Source organism: Streptomyces sp. NPDC057697 (assembly GCF_042799335.1).
GTDB lineage: Bacteria > Actinomycetota > Actinomycetes > Streptomycetales > Streptomycetaceae > Streptomyces.
This window is the reverse complement of the sequence record NZ_JBHVJA010000020.1, coordinates 1-14,356: the sequence shown is the minus strand read 5'-3', so window position 1 is coordinate 14,356 and position 14,356 is coordinate 1. Positions and strand designations below refer to the sequence as shown.

At 72.2% G+C, this 14,356-nt stretch carries 12 protein-coding genes and 1 riboswitch; of the genes, 3 read left to right on the top strand and 9 right to left on the bottom strand.

What is annotated here, in order from left to right; translation table 11 throughout:
• Positions 1–25 precede the first annotated feature (25 nt).
• From ACFVFH_RS33375 to ribD, 6 genes are read right to left on the bottom strand one after another with little or no spacing between them, the layout of a single operon-like run.
• Positions 26–298, bottom strand: a complete 273-nt coding sequence (locus tag ACFVFH_RS33375; protein WP_018524273.1) for a phosphoribosyl-ATP diphosphatase — start codon at positions 296–298, stop codon at positions 26–28.
• Positions 299–332: 34 nt separating this feature from the next.
• The gene (ribH, locus tag ACFVFH_RS33370) at positions 333–818 is read right to left on the bottom strand and encodes a 6,7-dimethyl-8-ribityllumazine synthase (RefSeq protein ID WP_383775951.1); all 486 of its coding nucleotides are present in this window, start codon (positions 816–818) and stop codon (positions 333–335) included.
• Positions 819–846: 28 nt separating this feature from the next.
• Positions 847–2,145, bottom strand: a complete 1,299-nt coding sequence (locus ACFVFH_RS33365; RefSeq protein WP_383775948.1) for a bifunctional 3,4-dihydroxy-2-butanone-4-phosphate synthase/GTP cyclohydrolase II — start codon at positions 2,143–2,145, stop codon at positions 847–849.
• Positions 2,142–2,786: a nicotinamide riboside transporter PnuC gene (locus ACFVFH_RS33360; protein WP_383775945.1), complete on the bottom strand. Its 645-nt coding sequence runs from the start codon at positions 2,784–2,786 to the stop codon at positions 2,142–2,144. Before ACFVFH_RS33360 ends, ACFVFH_RS33365 begins: the two co-directional genes overlap by 4 nt.
• Complete coding sequence (locus tag ACFVFH_RS33355) at positions 2,783–3,400, bottom strand: riboflavin synthase (RefSeq protein ID WP_383775942.1); 618 nt, start codon at positions 3,398–3,400, stop codon at positions 2,783–2,785. Before ACFVFH_RS33355 ends, ACFVFH_RS33360 begins: the two co-directional genes overlap by 4 nt.
• On the bottom strand, positions 3,401–4,501 hold the full coding sequence (ribD, locus tag ACFVFH_RS33350; protein ID WP_383775939.1) for a bifunctional diaminohydroxyphosphoribosylaminopyrimidine deaminase/5-amino-6-(5-phosphoribosylamino)uracil reductase RibD: 1,101 nt from the start codon (positions 4,499–4,501) through the stop codon (positions 3,401–3,403).
• A gap of 159 nt (positions 4,502–4,660) precedes the next feature.
• Positions 4,661–4,791: riboswitch (FMN riboswitch) on the bottom strand.
• Positions 4,792–5,058: 267 nt separating this feature from the next.
• On the opposite strand from ribD, the gene ACFVFH_RS33345 reads away from it, so the two are divergent.
• Positions 5,059–7,380 carry a chitinase C-terminal domain-containing protein gene (locus ACFVFH_RS33345; protein WP_383775935.1) on the top strand — a complete coding sequence of 774 codons (2,322 nt, stop codon included), beginning with the start codon at positions 5,059–5,061 and terminating at the stop codon, positions 7,378–7,380.
• Positions 7,381–7,507: 127 nt separating this feature from the next.
• Here the strand turns inward: ACFVFH_RS33345 and ACFVFH_RS33340 are convergent, their stop codons facing one another.
• Entirely contained in the window at positions 7,508–8,698 is a 1,191-nt protein-coding gene (locus ACFVFH_RS33340; RefSeq protein ID WP_383775932.1) for an ROK family protein, read from the bottom strand.
• A 147-nt stretch (positions 8,699–8,845) separates the two neighbouring features.
• Here ACFVFH_RS33340 and ACFVFH_RS33335 point away from each other — a divergent pair, with 147 nt between their 5' ends.
• Together ACFVFH_RS33335 and ACFVFH_RS33330 are read left to right on the top strand one after the other, a co-directional pair.
• Positions 8,846–10,078 (top strand): MFS transporter, encoded by a 1,233-nt coding sequence (locus ACFVFH_RS33335; protein ID WP_383775929.1) that lies wholly within the window; start codon positions 8,846–8,848, stop codon positions 10,076–10,078.
• A 183-nt stretch (positions 10,079–10,261) separates the two neighbouring features.
• Complete coding sequence (locus ACFVFH_RS33330) at positions 10,262–11,656, top strand: uracil-xanthine permease family protein (protein WP_383775926.1); 1,395 nt, start codon at positions 10,262–10,264, stop codon at positions 11,654–11,656.
• A 60-nt stretch (positions 11,657–11,716) separates the two neighbouring features.
• Here the strand turns inward: ACFVFH_RS33330 and ACFVFH_RS33325 are convergent, their stop codons facing one another.
• Positions 11,717–12,649 carry a GNAT family N-acetyltransferase gene (locus tag ACFVFH_RS33325; protein ID WP_383775923.1) on the bottom strand — a complete coding sequence of 311 codons (933 nt, stop codon included), beginning with the start codon at positions 12,647–12,649 and terminating at the stop codon, positions 11,717–11,719.
• On the bottom strand, positions 12,646–14,356 hold a 1,711-nt coding region (locus ACFVFH_RS33320), incomplete at its 5' end, for a peptidase C14 (protein WP_383775919.1). The genes ACFVFH_RS33325 and ACFVFH_RS33320, both read right to left, overlap by 4 nt.

Genomic DNA, 14,356 nt, shown 5'->3' with positions numbered 1-14,356 from the left:
GACATGTGCGGTGCGGGGGCGGTGCTCAGAGGTGGGCGTAGACGTCGTCGAGCGAGATCCCGCGGGCGACCATCATCACCTGGACGTGGTACAGCAGCTGGGAGATCTCCTCGGCGGCGGCGTCCTTGCTCTCGTGCTCGGCGGCCATCCAGACCTCGGCGGCCTCCTCGACGACCTTCTTGCCGATGGCATGGACGCCCTTGTCCACGAGCTCGGCGGTACGGGAGGTGGAGGGGTCGCCGTTGGCGGCCTTGAGCTGCAGCTCGGCGAAGAGCTCTTCGAAGGTTTTGTTCGCCATGATGGTCTTAGAGTACGGGGTCCGAGCCCCGCGCTCAGCGCCAGGGCTCGCTGATGGTACGCAGTGTGGCGGCGGTGGCGACGGCCGCGGTGACCGCTTCATGCCCCTTGTCCTCGTTGGAGCCCTTCAGGCCGGCCCGGTCGAGCGCCTGCTCCTCGGTGTCGCACGTCAGTACGCCGAAGCCGACCGGGACGCCGGTGTCGACGGCGACCTGGGTGAGGCCGTGGGTGACGCCGTGGGAGACGTACTCGAAGTGCGGGGTGCCGCCGCGGATGATCACTCCGAGGGCGACGACCGCGTCGTAGCCCCGGCCCGCGAGGACCTTGGCCACGACCGGGAGTTCGAAACTGCCGGGCACCCGGAGCAGGGTCGGTTCGTCGATGCCCAGTTCGTGCAGGGCGCGCAGGGCGCCGTCGACGAGTCCGTCCATGACCTTCTCGTGCCACTGCGCGGCGACGACCGCCACGCGCAGGTCACCGCAGTTGCGTACCGACAGTTCGGGTGCGCCCTTGCCGCTCATGTCTCTCCTACCGCTCGTTTCCGTGATCTCACTGGTTGCCGCAGGTCGACACCGTGGCGGTGTCGAGCCAGGGCAGGTCGTGCCCCATGCGGTCGCGCTTGGTGCGCAGGTAGCGCAGGTTGTGTTCGCCGGCCTGGACGGGCATCGGCTCGCGGCCGGTGACGGCGAGGCCGTGCCGCACGAGCGCGGCCGTCTTGTCGGGGTTGTTGGTCATCAGCCTGAGGCTGCGCACGCCGAGGTCGTCGAGGATCCGGGCGCCTGCCGCGTAGTCCCGGGCGTCGGCGGGCAGCCCGAGTTCCAGGTTGGCGTCGAGGGTGTCGATGCCGCGCTCCTGGAGTTCGTAGGCGCGCAGCTTGGAGAGCAGGCCGATGCCCCGGCCCTCGTGGCCGCGCAGATAGACGACGACGCCGCGGCCCTCCTCGGTGATCCGGCGCATGGAGGCGTGCAGCTGGGGGCCGCAGTCGCAGCGCTGCGACTGGAAGATGTCGCCGGTCAGGCACTCGGAATGGACCCGGACCAGGACGTCCTCGCCGTCGCCGAGATCGCCGTGGACCAGGGCGACGTGCTCGACGCCGTCGACGGTGGAGCGGTAGCCGTACGCGGTGAACGCGCCGAAGCTGGTCGGCAGCCGGACCTCGGCCTCGCGGCGGACGGTCGGTTCACAGCTGCGGCGGTAGGCGATCAGGTCCGCGATGGAGATGATCGTGAGGCCGTGCTTGCGGGCGAACGGGACCAGCTGGGGCAGCCGCAGCATCACGCCGTCCTCACCGGCGATCTCCACGATGGCCCCGGCGGGCCGCAGTCCGGCGAGCCGGGCGAGGTCGACGGCGGCCTCGGTGTGGCCGTCGCGGACCAGCACGCCGCCGGAGCGGGCGCGGAGCGGGAAGACATGGCCGGGGCGCACGAAGTCGCCGGGGACCGCCTCGCCGCCCGCCAGCAGGCGGAGCGTGGTGGCCCGGTCGGCGGCGGAGATGCCGGTGGTGACGCCGTGTGCGGCGGAGGCGTCGACGGAGACGGTGAACGCCGTGCGCATCGACTCGGTGTTGTGGTCGACCATCTGCGGGAGTTCGAGCCGTTCCAGCTCGTCGTTCTCCATGGGCGCGCAGATCAGACCGCGGCACTCGCTCATCATGAACGCGACGATCTCGGGGGTGGCCTTCTCGGCGGCGACGACGAGGTCGCCCTCGTTCTCCCGGTCCTCGTCGTCGACGACCACGACGGGCCGGCCCGCGGCGATGTCGCGGACGGCCTGCTCGACGGGGTCCAGGCGGAGGTCCTCGGCGGCGTCGCCGTGTTCCGGGTGCAGCCAGGTGGGCTGGGCAGTCATGCCGTGGCTCCTTCCAGAGCGGGTGTCCGCGAGCGCAGCCACCAGTCGCGCATGCCCCACAGGACGAGGGCGCCGTACACGACGTAGATGAGACCGGAGAAGGCGAGTCCGCTGTGGAAGTTCAGCGGTACGCCGACCAGGTCGACCAGGAGCCAGGCGAACCAGAACTCCACCATGCCGCGGGCCTGGGCGAGCATGGCGACGAGCGTCCCGGCGAAGATGTACGCGTCCGCCCACGGGCTCCAGGAGAGCGAGGGGAACGCGGTGAACAGGCCGCCGACCGCGAGGGTGCCGAGCGCGGCGCCGCCCAGCAGGAGGCCGCGCTCGCGCCAGGTGGCGAACCGTACGGCGATGGAGCCGTCCTGGGCCTGCCGCCTGCCCCGGGTCCACTGCTGCCAGCCCCAGACCGCCACGGCGACGACGACGAGCTGCTTGCCGACGCTGCCCGCCTGGTGCACGGAGGCGTTGGCCGCGACCAGCACGACGCCGGAGAGCAGCTGGGCGGGCCAGGTCCAGATCGAGCGGAGCCAGCCCAGGGTCAGCGCGATCAGGCCGACGGTGTTGCCGATCATGTCGGACCAGATGATGTGCTGTCCGAAGACGGTGAACGCCTCCGAGTTCAGCCAGTGCAGGGCGCTCACTTCACCGGCTCCTCGGGGTCTCGCGCGCGGTCGCCGAGCAGCCGCTCGACGTACTTCGCGATGACGTCCACCTCCAGGTTGACCGGGTCGCCGGTCTCCTTGATGCCGAGCGTGGTCAGGGCGAGGGTGGTGGGGATGAGGCTGATGGTGAAGCAGTCGGGTCCGGCGTCCACCACGGTGAGGCTGACGCCGTCGACGGTGATCGATCCCTTCTCCACCACGTAGCGGCTCAGCTCCGGGGGGAGGGAGACCTTGACGATCTCCCAGTGCTCGGAGACCTCGCGGCCGACGATGTGCCCGGTGCCGTCGACATGGCCCTGGACGATGTGGCCGCCGAGCCGGCCGCCGACCGCCATGGGGCGTTCCAGGTTGACCCGGGAGCCGGTGTCCAGGGCGCCGAGGCTGGACCGGTTCAGGGTCTCGGCCATCACGTCCGCGGTGAACTCGCCGTCGCCGAGGTCGACGACGGTGAGGCAGACGCCGTTGACGGCGATGGAGTCGCCGTGCTTGGCGCCTTCGGTGACCACGGGGCCGCGCAGGCGGAATCGGGAGGCGTCGCCGAGCTTCTCGACGGCGGTGACCTCACCCAGTTCTTCGACAATTCCGGTGAACACTCAGTTTCCCTTCCGGGCAGGGCCGGGGACGGCGGTGACGCGCAGATCGGGGCCGATCCGGACGGTCTCGGTCACATCGAGGCGCAACGCGTCGGAGATGGTGGAGATTCCGGCGTCGGCGAGGGCCGCGGGGCCGGCGCCGAGGAGCACGGGGGCGAGATAGCCGACGACCCCGTCGACCGTTCCCGCGGCGACGAAGGCCCCGGCCAGGGTCGGGCCGCCTTCGAGGAGTACGGAGCGGACGCCGCGCCCGTGCAGGGCGCGGAGCAGAGCGGGGATGTCCAGGCCGGTGCCGGTGGCGGCCCGCGGCAGCCGCAGCACGGCCTCCTCGGGCAGGTGCCGGGCGTCGGCGTCCTCGGCGACGGCGATCAGGGTGGGGGCGGTGCCGTCCAGGACGCGGGCGCCGGGGCGGACGGCGGTGGCGGTGGTGTCGACGACCACCCGCAGCGGCTGCACGGCGTCCTCGATGCCGCGCACGCCGAGCTGGGGGTCGTCGGTGCGGGCGGTTCCGGAGCCGACCACGACGGCGTCGGACTCGGCGCGCAGCCGGTGGACGTCGGCGCGGGACTCCGGGGAGGTGATCCAGCGGCTGCTGCCGTCGGCGGCCGCGATCCGGCCGTCGAGGGTCGCCGCGTACTTCCACAGGACGTACGGGCGGCCGAGCCGCACCGAGGTCAGCCAGGCCGCGTTGCCCGCCTCGGCCTCGGCCGCGAGGAGCCCCTGCCCGACCTTGATCCCGGCCGCGCGCAGGGTGTCGGCACCGCCGGTGGCCTGCGGGTTCGGGTCGCCGACCGCGTAGACGACCCGGGCGACCCCGGCCTCGACGAGGGCCTGGGCGCAGGGGCCGGTGCGGCCGGTGTGGTTGCAGGGTTCGAGGGTGACGTAGGCGGTGCCGCCCCGGGCCCTCTCGCCCGCTTCGCGCAGGGCGTGGATCTCGGCGTGCGGTCCGCCGGCCCTTCGGTGGAAGCCTTCTCCGGCGTGGCGGCCCGCGGCGTCGAGGACGACGCAGCCGACGACGGGGTTGGGGCTGGTGGAGCCGAGACCGCGGGCGGCGAGTGCGATCGCACGGCGCATGGCGGTGATGTCGGCTGCGGTGTCCACCGGGTCCTCCTGCCTCTTCGGGCACGGACTCCGGGGCCTGTCGATGACGACAGATGAAGCGGGAACGCCACGGGGGAACGCCGGAAATGCCGGAAAACACGGATGGACCGGTTGCCCGGAATCCATCCGCCGACGGCGGCGTACCCGCGAAACGGCCCGCCGCGCACTGCCTCCCATCCGGACTTTAACCGTCGGTCCAGGAATCCCACCTGGTCAACCGGCCGCTGGATGCGGACGGGTCGCGGACTATAACCGCCGGTTCGGAATTGCACCGACCCCGGAGTGCGCTGCTGCTGGTACACGATCAGTGTGCCACGCCCGGCGGCGGGCCATACGAGTGAGCGCTTGTGGGCTGGCTCACAGGGAGCCCGCCCGGAGCGCCTCGCCGAACAAGTTGATCCTTAAAGGTCCAGACCTATTGACGCACTGGTCTAGTCCTTTTAATCTCTGCGTCACCTCCGAGGAGCGGTCCCGCGGTGTGCGCACACCCGGGGCACCGACACGACCCACCCCCTTGCCAGTTGTGTTCTGCCGAACCTCCCCGGGAGGAACCGAACGTGCTGTCCCCCACCCGTGCGAGAGCCACCCTGCTCACGGTCGGCGTAGCCGTCGCCGGTCTGCTGATGGGCTCGCTCGCCGCCACTGAGTCGGCCGCCGCCGACCAGGAGTCCTGTCGCCCCGACGGGCTCTACGAGACCCCGGGCGTCGCCGTCCCCTACTGCTCCGTCTACGACACCGAGGGCCGCGAGAAGATGGGCGCCGACCATCCGCGGCGGGTCATCGGGTACTTCACCGGCTGGCGGACCGGCAAGGACGGGAAGCCCGCCTATCTCGCCTCCGACATCCCCTGGGACAAGGTCACCCATCTGAATTACGCGTTCGCGCACGTCGACGGTGCCCACAGGCTCTCGGTGGGCGCCGACGGGCCGGACAACGCCGCGACCGGCATGACCTGGCCGGGCGTCGCGGGCGCCGGGATGGACCCGGCCCTCCCCTACAAGGGCCATTTCAACCTGCTCAACACGTTCAAGAAGAAGTACCCGAACGTGAAGACCATGGTCTCGGTGGGCGGCTGGGCCGAGACCGGCGGCTACTTCGACGCCAGCGGCGAGCGGGTGGACTCCGGCGGCTTCTACTCGATGGCGACCAACGCCGACGGCTCGGTCAACCAGGCGGGCATCGACACCTTCGCCGACTCGGCCGTCGCGTTCGTCAAGAAGTACGGCTTCAACGGCGTCGACATCGACTACGAGTACCCGACGACCATGAAGGACGCGGGCAACCCGCTGGACCGGACGCTCTCCAACGCCCGCCGGGCCGGTCTGGTCAAGGGCTACGCCGCGCTGATGAAGACCCTGCGCGAGAGGCTCGACCGCGCCTCCGCCGCCGACGGCACCCACTACCTGCTGAGCGTGGCCGCGCCCTCGTCCGGCTATCTGCTGCGCGGGATGGAGACCTTCCAGGTCCAGAAGTACCTGGACTACGTCAACATCATGTCGTACGACCTGCACGGCGCCTGGAACGAGTACGTCGGCCCGAACGCGGCGCTGTTCGACGACGGCAAGGACGCCGAACTGGCCCAGGCGGGTGTCTACTCGACCTCGCAGTACGGCGGCATCGGCTACCTCAACACCGACTGGGCCTACCACTACTTCCGCGGCTCCATGCCGGCCGGCCGGATCAACATCGGGCTGCCGTACTACACCCGCGGCTTCAAGAACGTGCAGGGCGGCAGGGACGGGCTGTGGGGCAGGGCCCCCTCCACCGACTGCCCGGCCGGCGCGGGCCTGACCAAGTGCGGCGACGGCGCCGTGGGCATCGACAACCTCTGGCACGACCAGGACGCGAACGGCAAGGAGTCCCCGGCCGGTTCCAACCCCATGTGGCATGCGAAGAACCTGGAGAAGGGCATCGTCGGCGACTACGTCACCGACTACGGATTCCCCGCGGACACCGAGCTGACCGGCACCTACGCCCGCGCGTACGACCCGACGCTGGTCGCGCCCTGGCTGTGGAACGCCGAGAAGAAGGTCTTCCTGTCCACCGAGGACGAGCAGTCGGTGGCCGCGAAGGCGGACTACGTCGTCGACCGGGGCATCGGCGGCACCATGATCTGGGAGCTCGCGGGCGACTACGGCTGGAACGCCGCCAAGGGCCAGTACGAGCCGGGCTCCACGCTCACCTCCACGATGTACGACATCTTCAAGTCGGCCGCCCCGTACGGCGCGAAGCGGTCCACCGTCGACCTGCCCGCCGAGGCACTCGACATCGACGTGTCGTTCGACCAGTTCCCGCTCGGTGACTCCAACTACCCGATCAGCCCCAAGCTGAAGATCACCAACCGTACGGGGGCGACGCTGCCCGGCGGCACGGAGTTCCAGTTCGACTACGCGACGTCCGCGCCCCCCAACGCCAAGGACCAGTCGGGCTTCGGCACGACGATCGTGCGCAGCGGCCACACCGCCGCCACCAACGTCGGCGGGCTCAAGGGCGACCACAACCGCGTCTCGCTGAAGCTCCCGGCCTGGCAGAGCCTGGCCCCCGGCGCCTCGGTGCAGGTCGACTTCGTCTACTACCTGCCCACCTCCACTCCGTCGAACTGGACGGTGACCTTCGGCGGGAAGTCGTACGCCCTCGCCGCCGACCTGGCACGCGGCACCACCCTGGTCGAGCCCGGTACGGGCACGTCGACGCCGTCGCCGGACCCGTCGACCGGCGGCGGGTGCACCGCGCCCGCCTGGAGCGCGGGCTCCGAGTACGGCGCCGGTACGACGGTGAGCCACGGCTCGCACCAGTGGAAGGCCAAGTGGTGGACGAAGGGCGAGACGCCCGGCTCCACCGGCGACTGGGGCGTCTGGCAGGACCTCGGGGCCTGCTGACACCCTCCCCCGAACCGCCCGGCGGTGACCGGATCGCCCCCGGTCGCCGCCGGGCTCCCGGCCGTGCCGCACACCGGACCGCCGGGCGGACGAGGCAGGCGGGGCGAGCGGGCGACCGCCCGGCGGTTCAGCCGGACGGGGCGAACAGCTCGTCCTGAGCGGCCTCCCGGGCGGCGAGCAGCGCGCCCCGGAGCACCGCGGCGCCGCCCAGCCGCCCGGCCCTGACCTCGGTGCGCAGCGGTGACATCAGGGTCAGCCGCTCCTCGACCCGCGAGGCGAGCGCGTCCCCGCCCGCGTGGCCGACCTCGCCCGCCAGCAGCACACAGCCCGGGTCGAGGACCGAGGCGATGGCGGCGGCGCCGACCGCGAGGCGCCCGGCGAGGGCGTCCAGGAACGCCTCGCCGTCCCCCTCCCCCGCGAGCGCGGCCCGCACGGCGGACGCGGCGCCCGGTTCCTTGTCGCCCTCGGCGGCGCCCCGGGGCACGGCGATGCCGTGGGCGGCGGCCAGCTCGCAGACCGGGGCGGAGCCGACCAGCGCGTGGAACCCGCCGTCGCAGTTGAGGGCCGAGGGCGTGCCGGGAATGCCGGGCACCGGCAGGAAGCCGATCTCGCCGGCACCGCCGGAGGCCCCTCGGCGGAGCTTCCCGTCGAGCATGACGGCGGCGCCGACGCCGTGACCGAGCCAGAAGAGCACGAAGGTGTCGCGGTCGGTGGCCGCCCCGCCGCGGTGTTCGGCGACGGCGGCGAGATTGGTCTCGTTCTCGACCAGTACGGTCGCGGGCAGCCGTTGCTGGAGCACCCCCACCAGCCGCCGGTGCCAGGCGGGCAGCCCGGTGGTGTCGCGCAGTTCGCCGGTGACCGGGTCGATCAGTCCGGGCGCGCCGATGCCGACGCTGTGCAGCGGACCGGCCCCGGCCTTTCTCGCGGTGCGTTCCAGCAGGGCGGCGGCCTGTTCGGCGGCGGCCTCGGTGCCGGTGTCGCCGCCGATGGGCAGGGTCGCCTCGGCCAGGGTGGTGCCGAGCAGATCGGCGACGACCACCGCCACGCTGCCGGTGCGTACGTCGAGGGCGGCGAGATGGGCGCGGTCGGCGGCGATCCCGTACAGCCGGGCGTTGGGGCCGCGGCGCCGGGCACCGGCCTCGCCGACGACACGGATCAGACCGGCACCCTGCAAGCGCTCGACGAGGTCGGCGACGGTGGGCCGGGAGAGGCCGGTCAGGGTCTTCAGCTGCGCGGCCGTCAGCGGACCGTCCTGCTGGAGCAGTCGCAGGGCGAGCCGGTCGTTGATGGCCCGTGCGGTGCTCGGTGATGCGGGCATGCCGGGATCCTTCCAGATCGCTGACGTACTGGACGCACAGACGCACTATTTATCAGGCAGGGTTCCTGATAGTTTACCGCCCGCACCGTGGAGACGGGCACCGGGACCACCGGCGACAGAGAATTTCCCAGGAGAGGGCACCGCGGTATGACAACGGATCCCACAGACACGGCCTTCGACCTGGCGCGGGTGAGGCGCGCCAGGTTCGCCGTCGCCGCCGTCTTCACCGTGCACGGCACGGTGACCGGCAGTTTCGCCACCCGGGTGCCCTGGATCCAGGACCACGCCGGGGTCAGCGCCGGGCAGCTCGGCCTCGCCCTCGCCTTCCCGGCGATCGGCGCCTCGCTCGCCATGCCGCTGGCCGGCGCGATCAGCCACCGCTTCGGCGCCAGGACGGCGCTGCGCGGGCTGCTCGCCCTGTGGACGCTGGCGCTGGTGCTGCCCGCGACGGCGCCCAACCTGGTGACGCTGTGCGCCGCGCTCTTCGTGTACGGGGCGACGGCCGGCATGTCGGACGTGGCGATGAACGCCCTCGGCGTCGAGGTGGAGAACCGGCTCGACAAGTCGATCATGTCCGGGCTGCACGGCATGTGGAGCGTGGGCGCCCTGATCGGCTCGGCGGCCGGCACGGTCGCCGCGCACCTGGGCACCGACGCCCGGGTGCACCACACGCTGGCCGCGCTGGTGCTCACGGCGCTCGGCCTGATCGCCTGCCAGGGCGTGCTGGACCTGCGCAGCGAGCCGGACGAGGAGCCTCCGCCGCGCTTCACGCTGCCGCCGAAGTCGGCGCTGGTCATCGGCGCGGTGGGCTTCTGCGCGGTGTTCGCCGAGGGCGCCAGCCTGGACTGGTCGGCGGTCTACCTCCGGGACATCATGGACACCTCCGCCGGGCTCGCCGCCGCCTCCACGACGGCGTTCGCGCTGACCATGGCGGTCGCCCGGATCGCCGGTGACAAGGTCGTGGACCGCTTCGGCGCGGTGCGGACCGTACGGGCCGGCGGCGTCCTCGCGACGGTCGGCGGGCTGCTCGTGGTCGCCTCGCCGGACGCGGTGCTCGCGATGTGCGGCTTCGGGCTGCTCGGGCTCGGCGTGGCGGTGGTGGTGCCGCTCGCCTTCGCGGCGGCCGGGCGCAGCGGTCCGAACCCGAGCCAGGCGATCGCGGGCGTCGCCACGATCACGTACACCTCGGGGCTGATCGCCCCGTCCGCGATCGGTTCGCTGGCCGAGGCGACCTCGCTGGTGGTCTCGTTCGGCCTGGTGACGGTGCTCGCGTTCGGCCTGGTGCTGGGGGCCGGGGTACTGCGGGCGGGCGACCGCAGGCCGGTGCCGTCCCCGGACGCCGGTGCCCCGGGCCCGGCGGCGGCCGAGCCGCGGCCCTGAACCGCCCCACCGACGGGCCGTGCGGGGTTTCCGTCCCCGCGCGGCCCGCATCGTCCGTGCTCAGGGGCGTGGCCCGGCCGTGAGCACGCCGCGATCCGGCATTACCATGGCGCTGATCATTTCTGCGGCAACGACGTGCCCGGCGAGGCGCTCGGCTCCGCACCTACACCACAGGGAGCGACCATGGGCGGCCTCGGCGTGCGCTGGACCTTGCACGGCGACGGGAAGACCCCCGCACCGGGGGCCGTGGTCCGGCCGGACGAACGGCTCTCCTGGCCCCGTACGTTCGGGCTGGGCGCCCAGCACGTGGTCGCGATGTTCGGCGCGTCGTTCGTCGCTCCGGTGCTGATGGGCCTGGACCCGAACCTGGCGATCATGATGTCGGGCGTCGCCACGGCCATCTTCCTGCTGGCCACCCGTGGACAGGTGCCCAGCTACCTCGGCTGTTCGCTCTCCTTCGTGGGGGTCGCGGCGACGATCCGGGCGAGCGGCGGCAGCAGCGCCGTGGTCACCGGCGCGGTCTTCGTCGTCGGCGTGGTGCTCTTCCTCGCCGGTCTCGCGGTGCAGCGCTTCGGCGCGCGGATCATCCACGCGGCGATGCCGCCGGTGGTCACCGGCGCCGTGGTCATGCTGATCGGTTTCAACCTGGCTCCGGTGACCGCGTCGACCTACTGGCCGCAGGACCAGTGGACAGCCCTGCTGGTGATGCTGTTCACCGGGTTGGCCGTAGTGTGCCTGCGCGGTTTCTTCTCACGCATCGCGATCTTCCTGGGCCTGGTCTTCGGGTACGCGCTCTCCTGGGTCCTCGACCAGGTCTTCGGCAAGATCCACTCCCCGGCCGGAGGGGCCGGGGCGGTGGACCACTGGCGGCTGGACCTGTCCGGTGTCGCCAAGGCGGACTGGATCGGGCTGCCCTCCTTCCACGCGCCGAGCTTCGAGTGGTCGGCGATCCTGGTCGCCCTGCCGGTGGTCATCGCGCTGATCGCGGAGAACGCCGGACACGTGAAGGCCGTCGGCGAGATGACCGGCGCCTCGCTGGACGGCAAGCTCGGCACCGCGATCGCCGCCGACGGCGCCGCGTCGATGCTGTCGACCGCGGTGGGCGGGCCGCCGAACACCACGTACTCGGAGAACATCGGTGTGATGGCCGCGACCCGGGTCTACTCCACCGCCGCGTACTGGGCCGCCGCCTGCTTCGCCCTGCTCTTCGGGCTCTGCCCCAAGTTCGGCGCGGTCGTCGCCGCCATCCCCGGCGGAGTGCTCGGCGGCATCACGGTCATCCTCTACGGCATGATCGGCCTCCTGGGCGCCCAGATCTGGCTGAACGCCAAGGTCGATCTGCGCAACCCGCTGAATCTCGTACCGGCCGCCGCGGGCATCATCATCGGCGTGGGCGGGGTCAGCCTGAAGATCACCGACAACTTCGAGCTGAGCGGCATCGCGCTGGGCACCATCGTGGTGATCACCGGTTACCACGTGCTGCGCGCCTTCGCCCCGGCCCACCTCAAGACCCAGGAGCCCCTGCTGGACTCGGGCACCTCGGCGTACGACGAGGGCTCCTCGAAGGACGGCGCCTGACCGGGCCGGTGGGGCGCCGCCCGCCCGCCTCGCGCGGCCGACGGCGCCCCCGCCCGGGGCTCAGAAGCAGTCGCCGTACCAATGGACCGCGCCGGGCGCCGTGACCGTGGCCCGGACGTCCGCCGCGGAGGCGTGCAGCGGGCGGGCCATCCCCACGTGTTCCGTCACCTGCCGGGCGTCCGCCAGCAGGGCGGGCAGCGCCGCACGGATCTCCGGGTCGCCGGGCAGCCGGACCCGGGCCCGGCCCAGGCCCGCCGCGCGGCCCCGTTCACCGACGGCGGCGAACAGTTCGGCCAGGCACCCGGGGGCTCCCGCGAATTCGCGCACCTCCACGCACTCCCCCTCGTACTGGACCACCAGCAGACCGACGAGCGCCCCGGATCCGGGATCCTCGGCCACGAGCGAGCGTTCGAGGGGGCCGTACCAGGCGGGCACGCGCACCGCCCAGTCCTCGGGCGCCCGCAGCGAGCTGAGCGGCCGGACGGCGTTGTACGCGTGGTGCAGCGCCGCCACCTCGGCGGCGTCCCGCGCGGTGGCGGCACGGATCCGGAACCTCCCCGCGGCGGACGGCACCGCGAGCCTCCCCTCCGTGTACGTGCTCGCGAACTCCTCCCACCCCGAGCCGCGGTAGACGCCCGGGGTCCCGGTGAAGAGCAGGGACCAGTCGCACCGCTCGGCCGTCATGGTGCGCTCCGCCGCCTCCAGCAGCCGCCGCACCAGCCCCTGCCCGCGGGCCTCGGGCCGGGTGGCGACGCTGCCGATGCCGCCGACCCGGCGCGGGACGCCCCGCGCGTCACGGATCAGTCTCGGCACATAGACCACGACCGCGTCGATCCCGTCCCCCGCCGCGTTCTGCGCGACGAAGGTGTGGCGGTGGCGGTCCGGGTCCAGGGCGTGCAGACGGACGATCTGCGGGGCGTCGAAACACCGCTGCCACAGGGCGGCCAGGGCCGGGTCGTCGGCCGCCGTGGCGGTACGGACGACGGCGGTCACAGGATCAGGTTCCCGTCCGTGCGCACCCGCTCGCCGCTCGCGGGCATGGCGACGCGCTTCGTCCCGTCCTCCACGCACGCGGTGTGCAGCACGGAGTCCAGCGCGTCGGGGGCGAGGTGGAGCGTGCCCCCGGTGAAGCGGCCGGCGGTCGCCGCGTAGTGGTTGGTGCCGTCGACGATGCGGACATGGGCGGTGTCCGCTCCGGCGGCGGTGCTGCTGATCCCGGTGATGTCCCAGGTCACCTTCCCGGGACCGGCCGCACGGCCGAGCAGCGCCTTGGCCTTGTTGCCGCCGGTGAACCGGGCGCCGCCCGTGACGGTGAACCGCTGGTCGCGCACGGCGCTGAGCTCGATGCCGGTGTTGTCGTAACTCCCGCCGTCGATCCGCAGATCCGCCGATCCGACCGAGAGCGGCGCCGCGTTCCCGGCCCCGGTGACGGTGCAGTCGGTGAAGTGGACGGGGCCCGCGCCGCGCAGGACCGCGCCGTCGACGCCGGTGAACGTGCAGCGCACGAAGTGCACGGACACGGTGACCGGGGTCTGGACGAGGACCGCCCCGGCGGGCGGCTCGAAGGAGCAGTCGCTGATGGTGGTCGGCCGGGTGGACCGGGCGGAGCGCTGGGCGACGGCGAAGGTCTTCGCGGTGCAGCCGCGCACCTGGGCGCCGTCCGCGTTGACGGTGAGGGTGCCGGCCTGGTCGAAGGTGGGGCGCGCGATCACCGTGATGTCCTCCAGAGTGAGATCGGTGATCTTGGTGTTGGCGGTGAACCAGGAGCAGACGTGTCGGCGTACGGTGATCCGCTTCGCGGAGATCCCCCACTGGGCGCCGGAGTTGGCGATGTCCATCAGCCCGGAGTTGCCGTCGAAGAGGAGGTCGTGCTCGTACTGTCCGTGTGTCGTGAAGGGGTTGCCGCCCGCGTCGTCCCCGTCGCCGTGGCAGTTCACCACGGTGCAGTAGGCGGAGGCGGTCAGGTCGTTGAGGTGGCGCACGTTGCTGGTCGTGCAGTCGGCGACCCGTCCGTACAGGCAGTAGATCTGCTGGGTGAGATAGCCCGCGCCGCCGTACTCGACGGTGGGCGGGTTCTTCAGGGAGCAGTCCTCGGTGCGGAAGCGGGTGCACCAGCGGCGCATGACGACCGGCCAGAAGGTGCCGGTGGCATGGATCCCGGAGACGTCGCAGCCCACGGCGTACTCGAAGCTGACGGGGTGCGAGCCGGTGTACTCGTCGGGGCCCGCGCCCTCGAAGACCATGTTGCGGACATGGGTGTCCCGGACGGGTTCGACGCGGGTCCAGGTGAGCCTGCGGCCCGCGGCGAGCTCCCAGCCGTTGAGGTAGCCGATCCGGATGTGTCCCGCGTCGACGATCTCGGTGATCTCGACCAGCTTCTGCAGTTCGCGTTCGTCGCGGCCGCCGCCCTCGACCGGGTCGACCTGGACCGTCCACCACTGGCCGACCTCGAACGCCTTCGCGTCGGGCACCGGGAAGGTGTCCGTGAGCTCGATGACCTTGCCGGAGAGCGCGTGCTCGACGGTGGTGTCGGTGGGGGTGCCGCGGAAGGAGAGGACGGCGCCGAAGGGGTTGTCGTGGGTGTTCTTCTCGATGCCTTCGGTGCGTATGCGGTGGCCGCCGAAGTCGAGTTCGATGTGGGAGCGGTGGAAGAGGTGGCGTTTGGTGAACAGGAGGTCGGTGTGGGCTTCGATGCGGTGG

Coding starts and splice junctions, on each gene's coding strand:
- ACFVFH_RS33335 (WP_383775929.1), top strand. CDS start 8,846: ATGACAACGGATCCCACAGACACGGCCTTCGACCTGGCGCGGGTGAGG.
- ACFVFH_RS33375 (WP_018524273.1), bottom strand. CDS start 298: ATGGCGAACAAAACCTTCGAAGAGCTCTTCGCCGAGCTGCAGCTCAAG.
- ACFVFH_RS33330 (WP_383775926.1), top strand. CDS start 10,262: ATGGGCGGCCTCGGCGTGCGCTGGACCTTGCACGGCGACGGGAAGACC.
- ACFVFH_RS33340 (WP_383775932.1), bottom strand. CDS start 8,698: ATGCCCGCATCACCGAGCACCGCACGGGCCATCAACGACCGGCTCGCC.
- ribH (WP_383775951.1), bottom strand. CDS start 818: ATGAGCGGCAAGGGCGCACCCGAACTGTCGGTACGCAACTGCGGTGAC.
- ACFVFH_RS33365 (WP_383775948.1), bottom strand. CDS start 2,145: ATGACTGCCCAGCCCACCTGGCTGCACCCGGAACACGGCGACGCCGCC.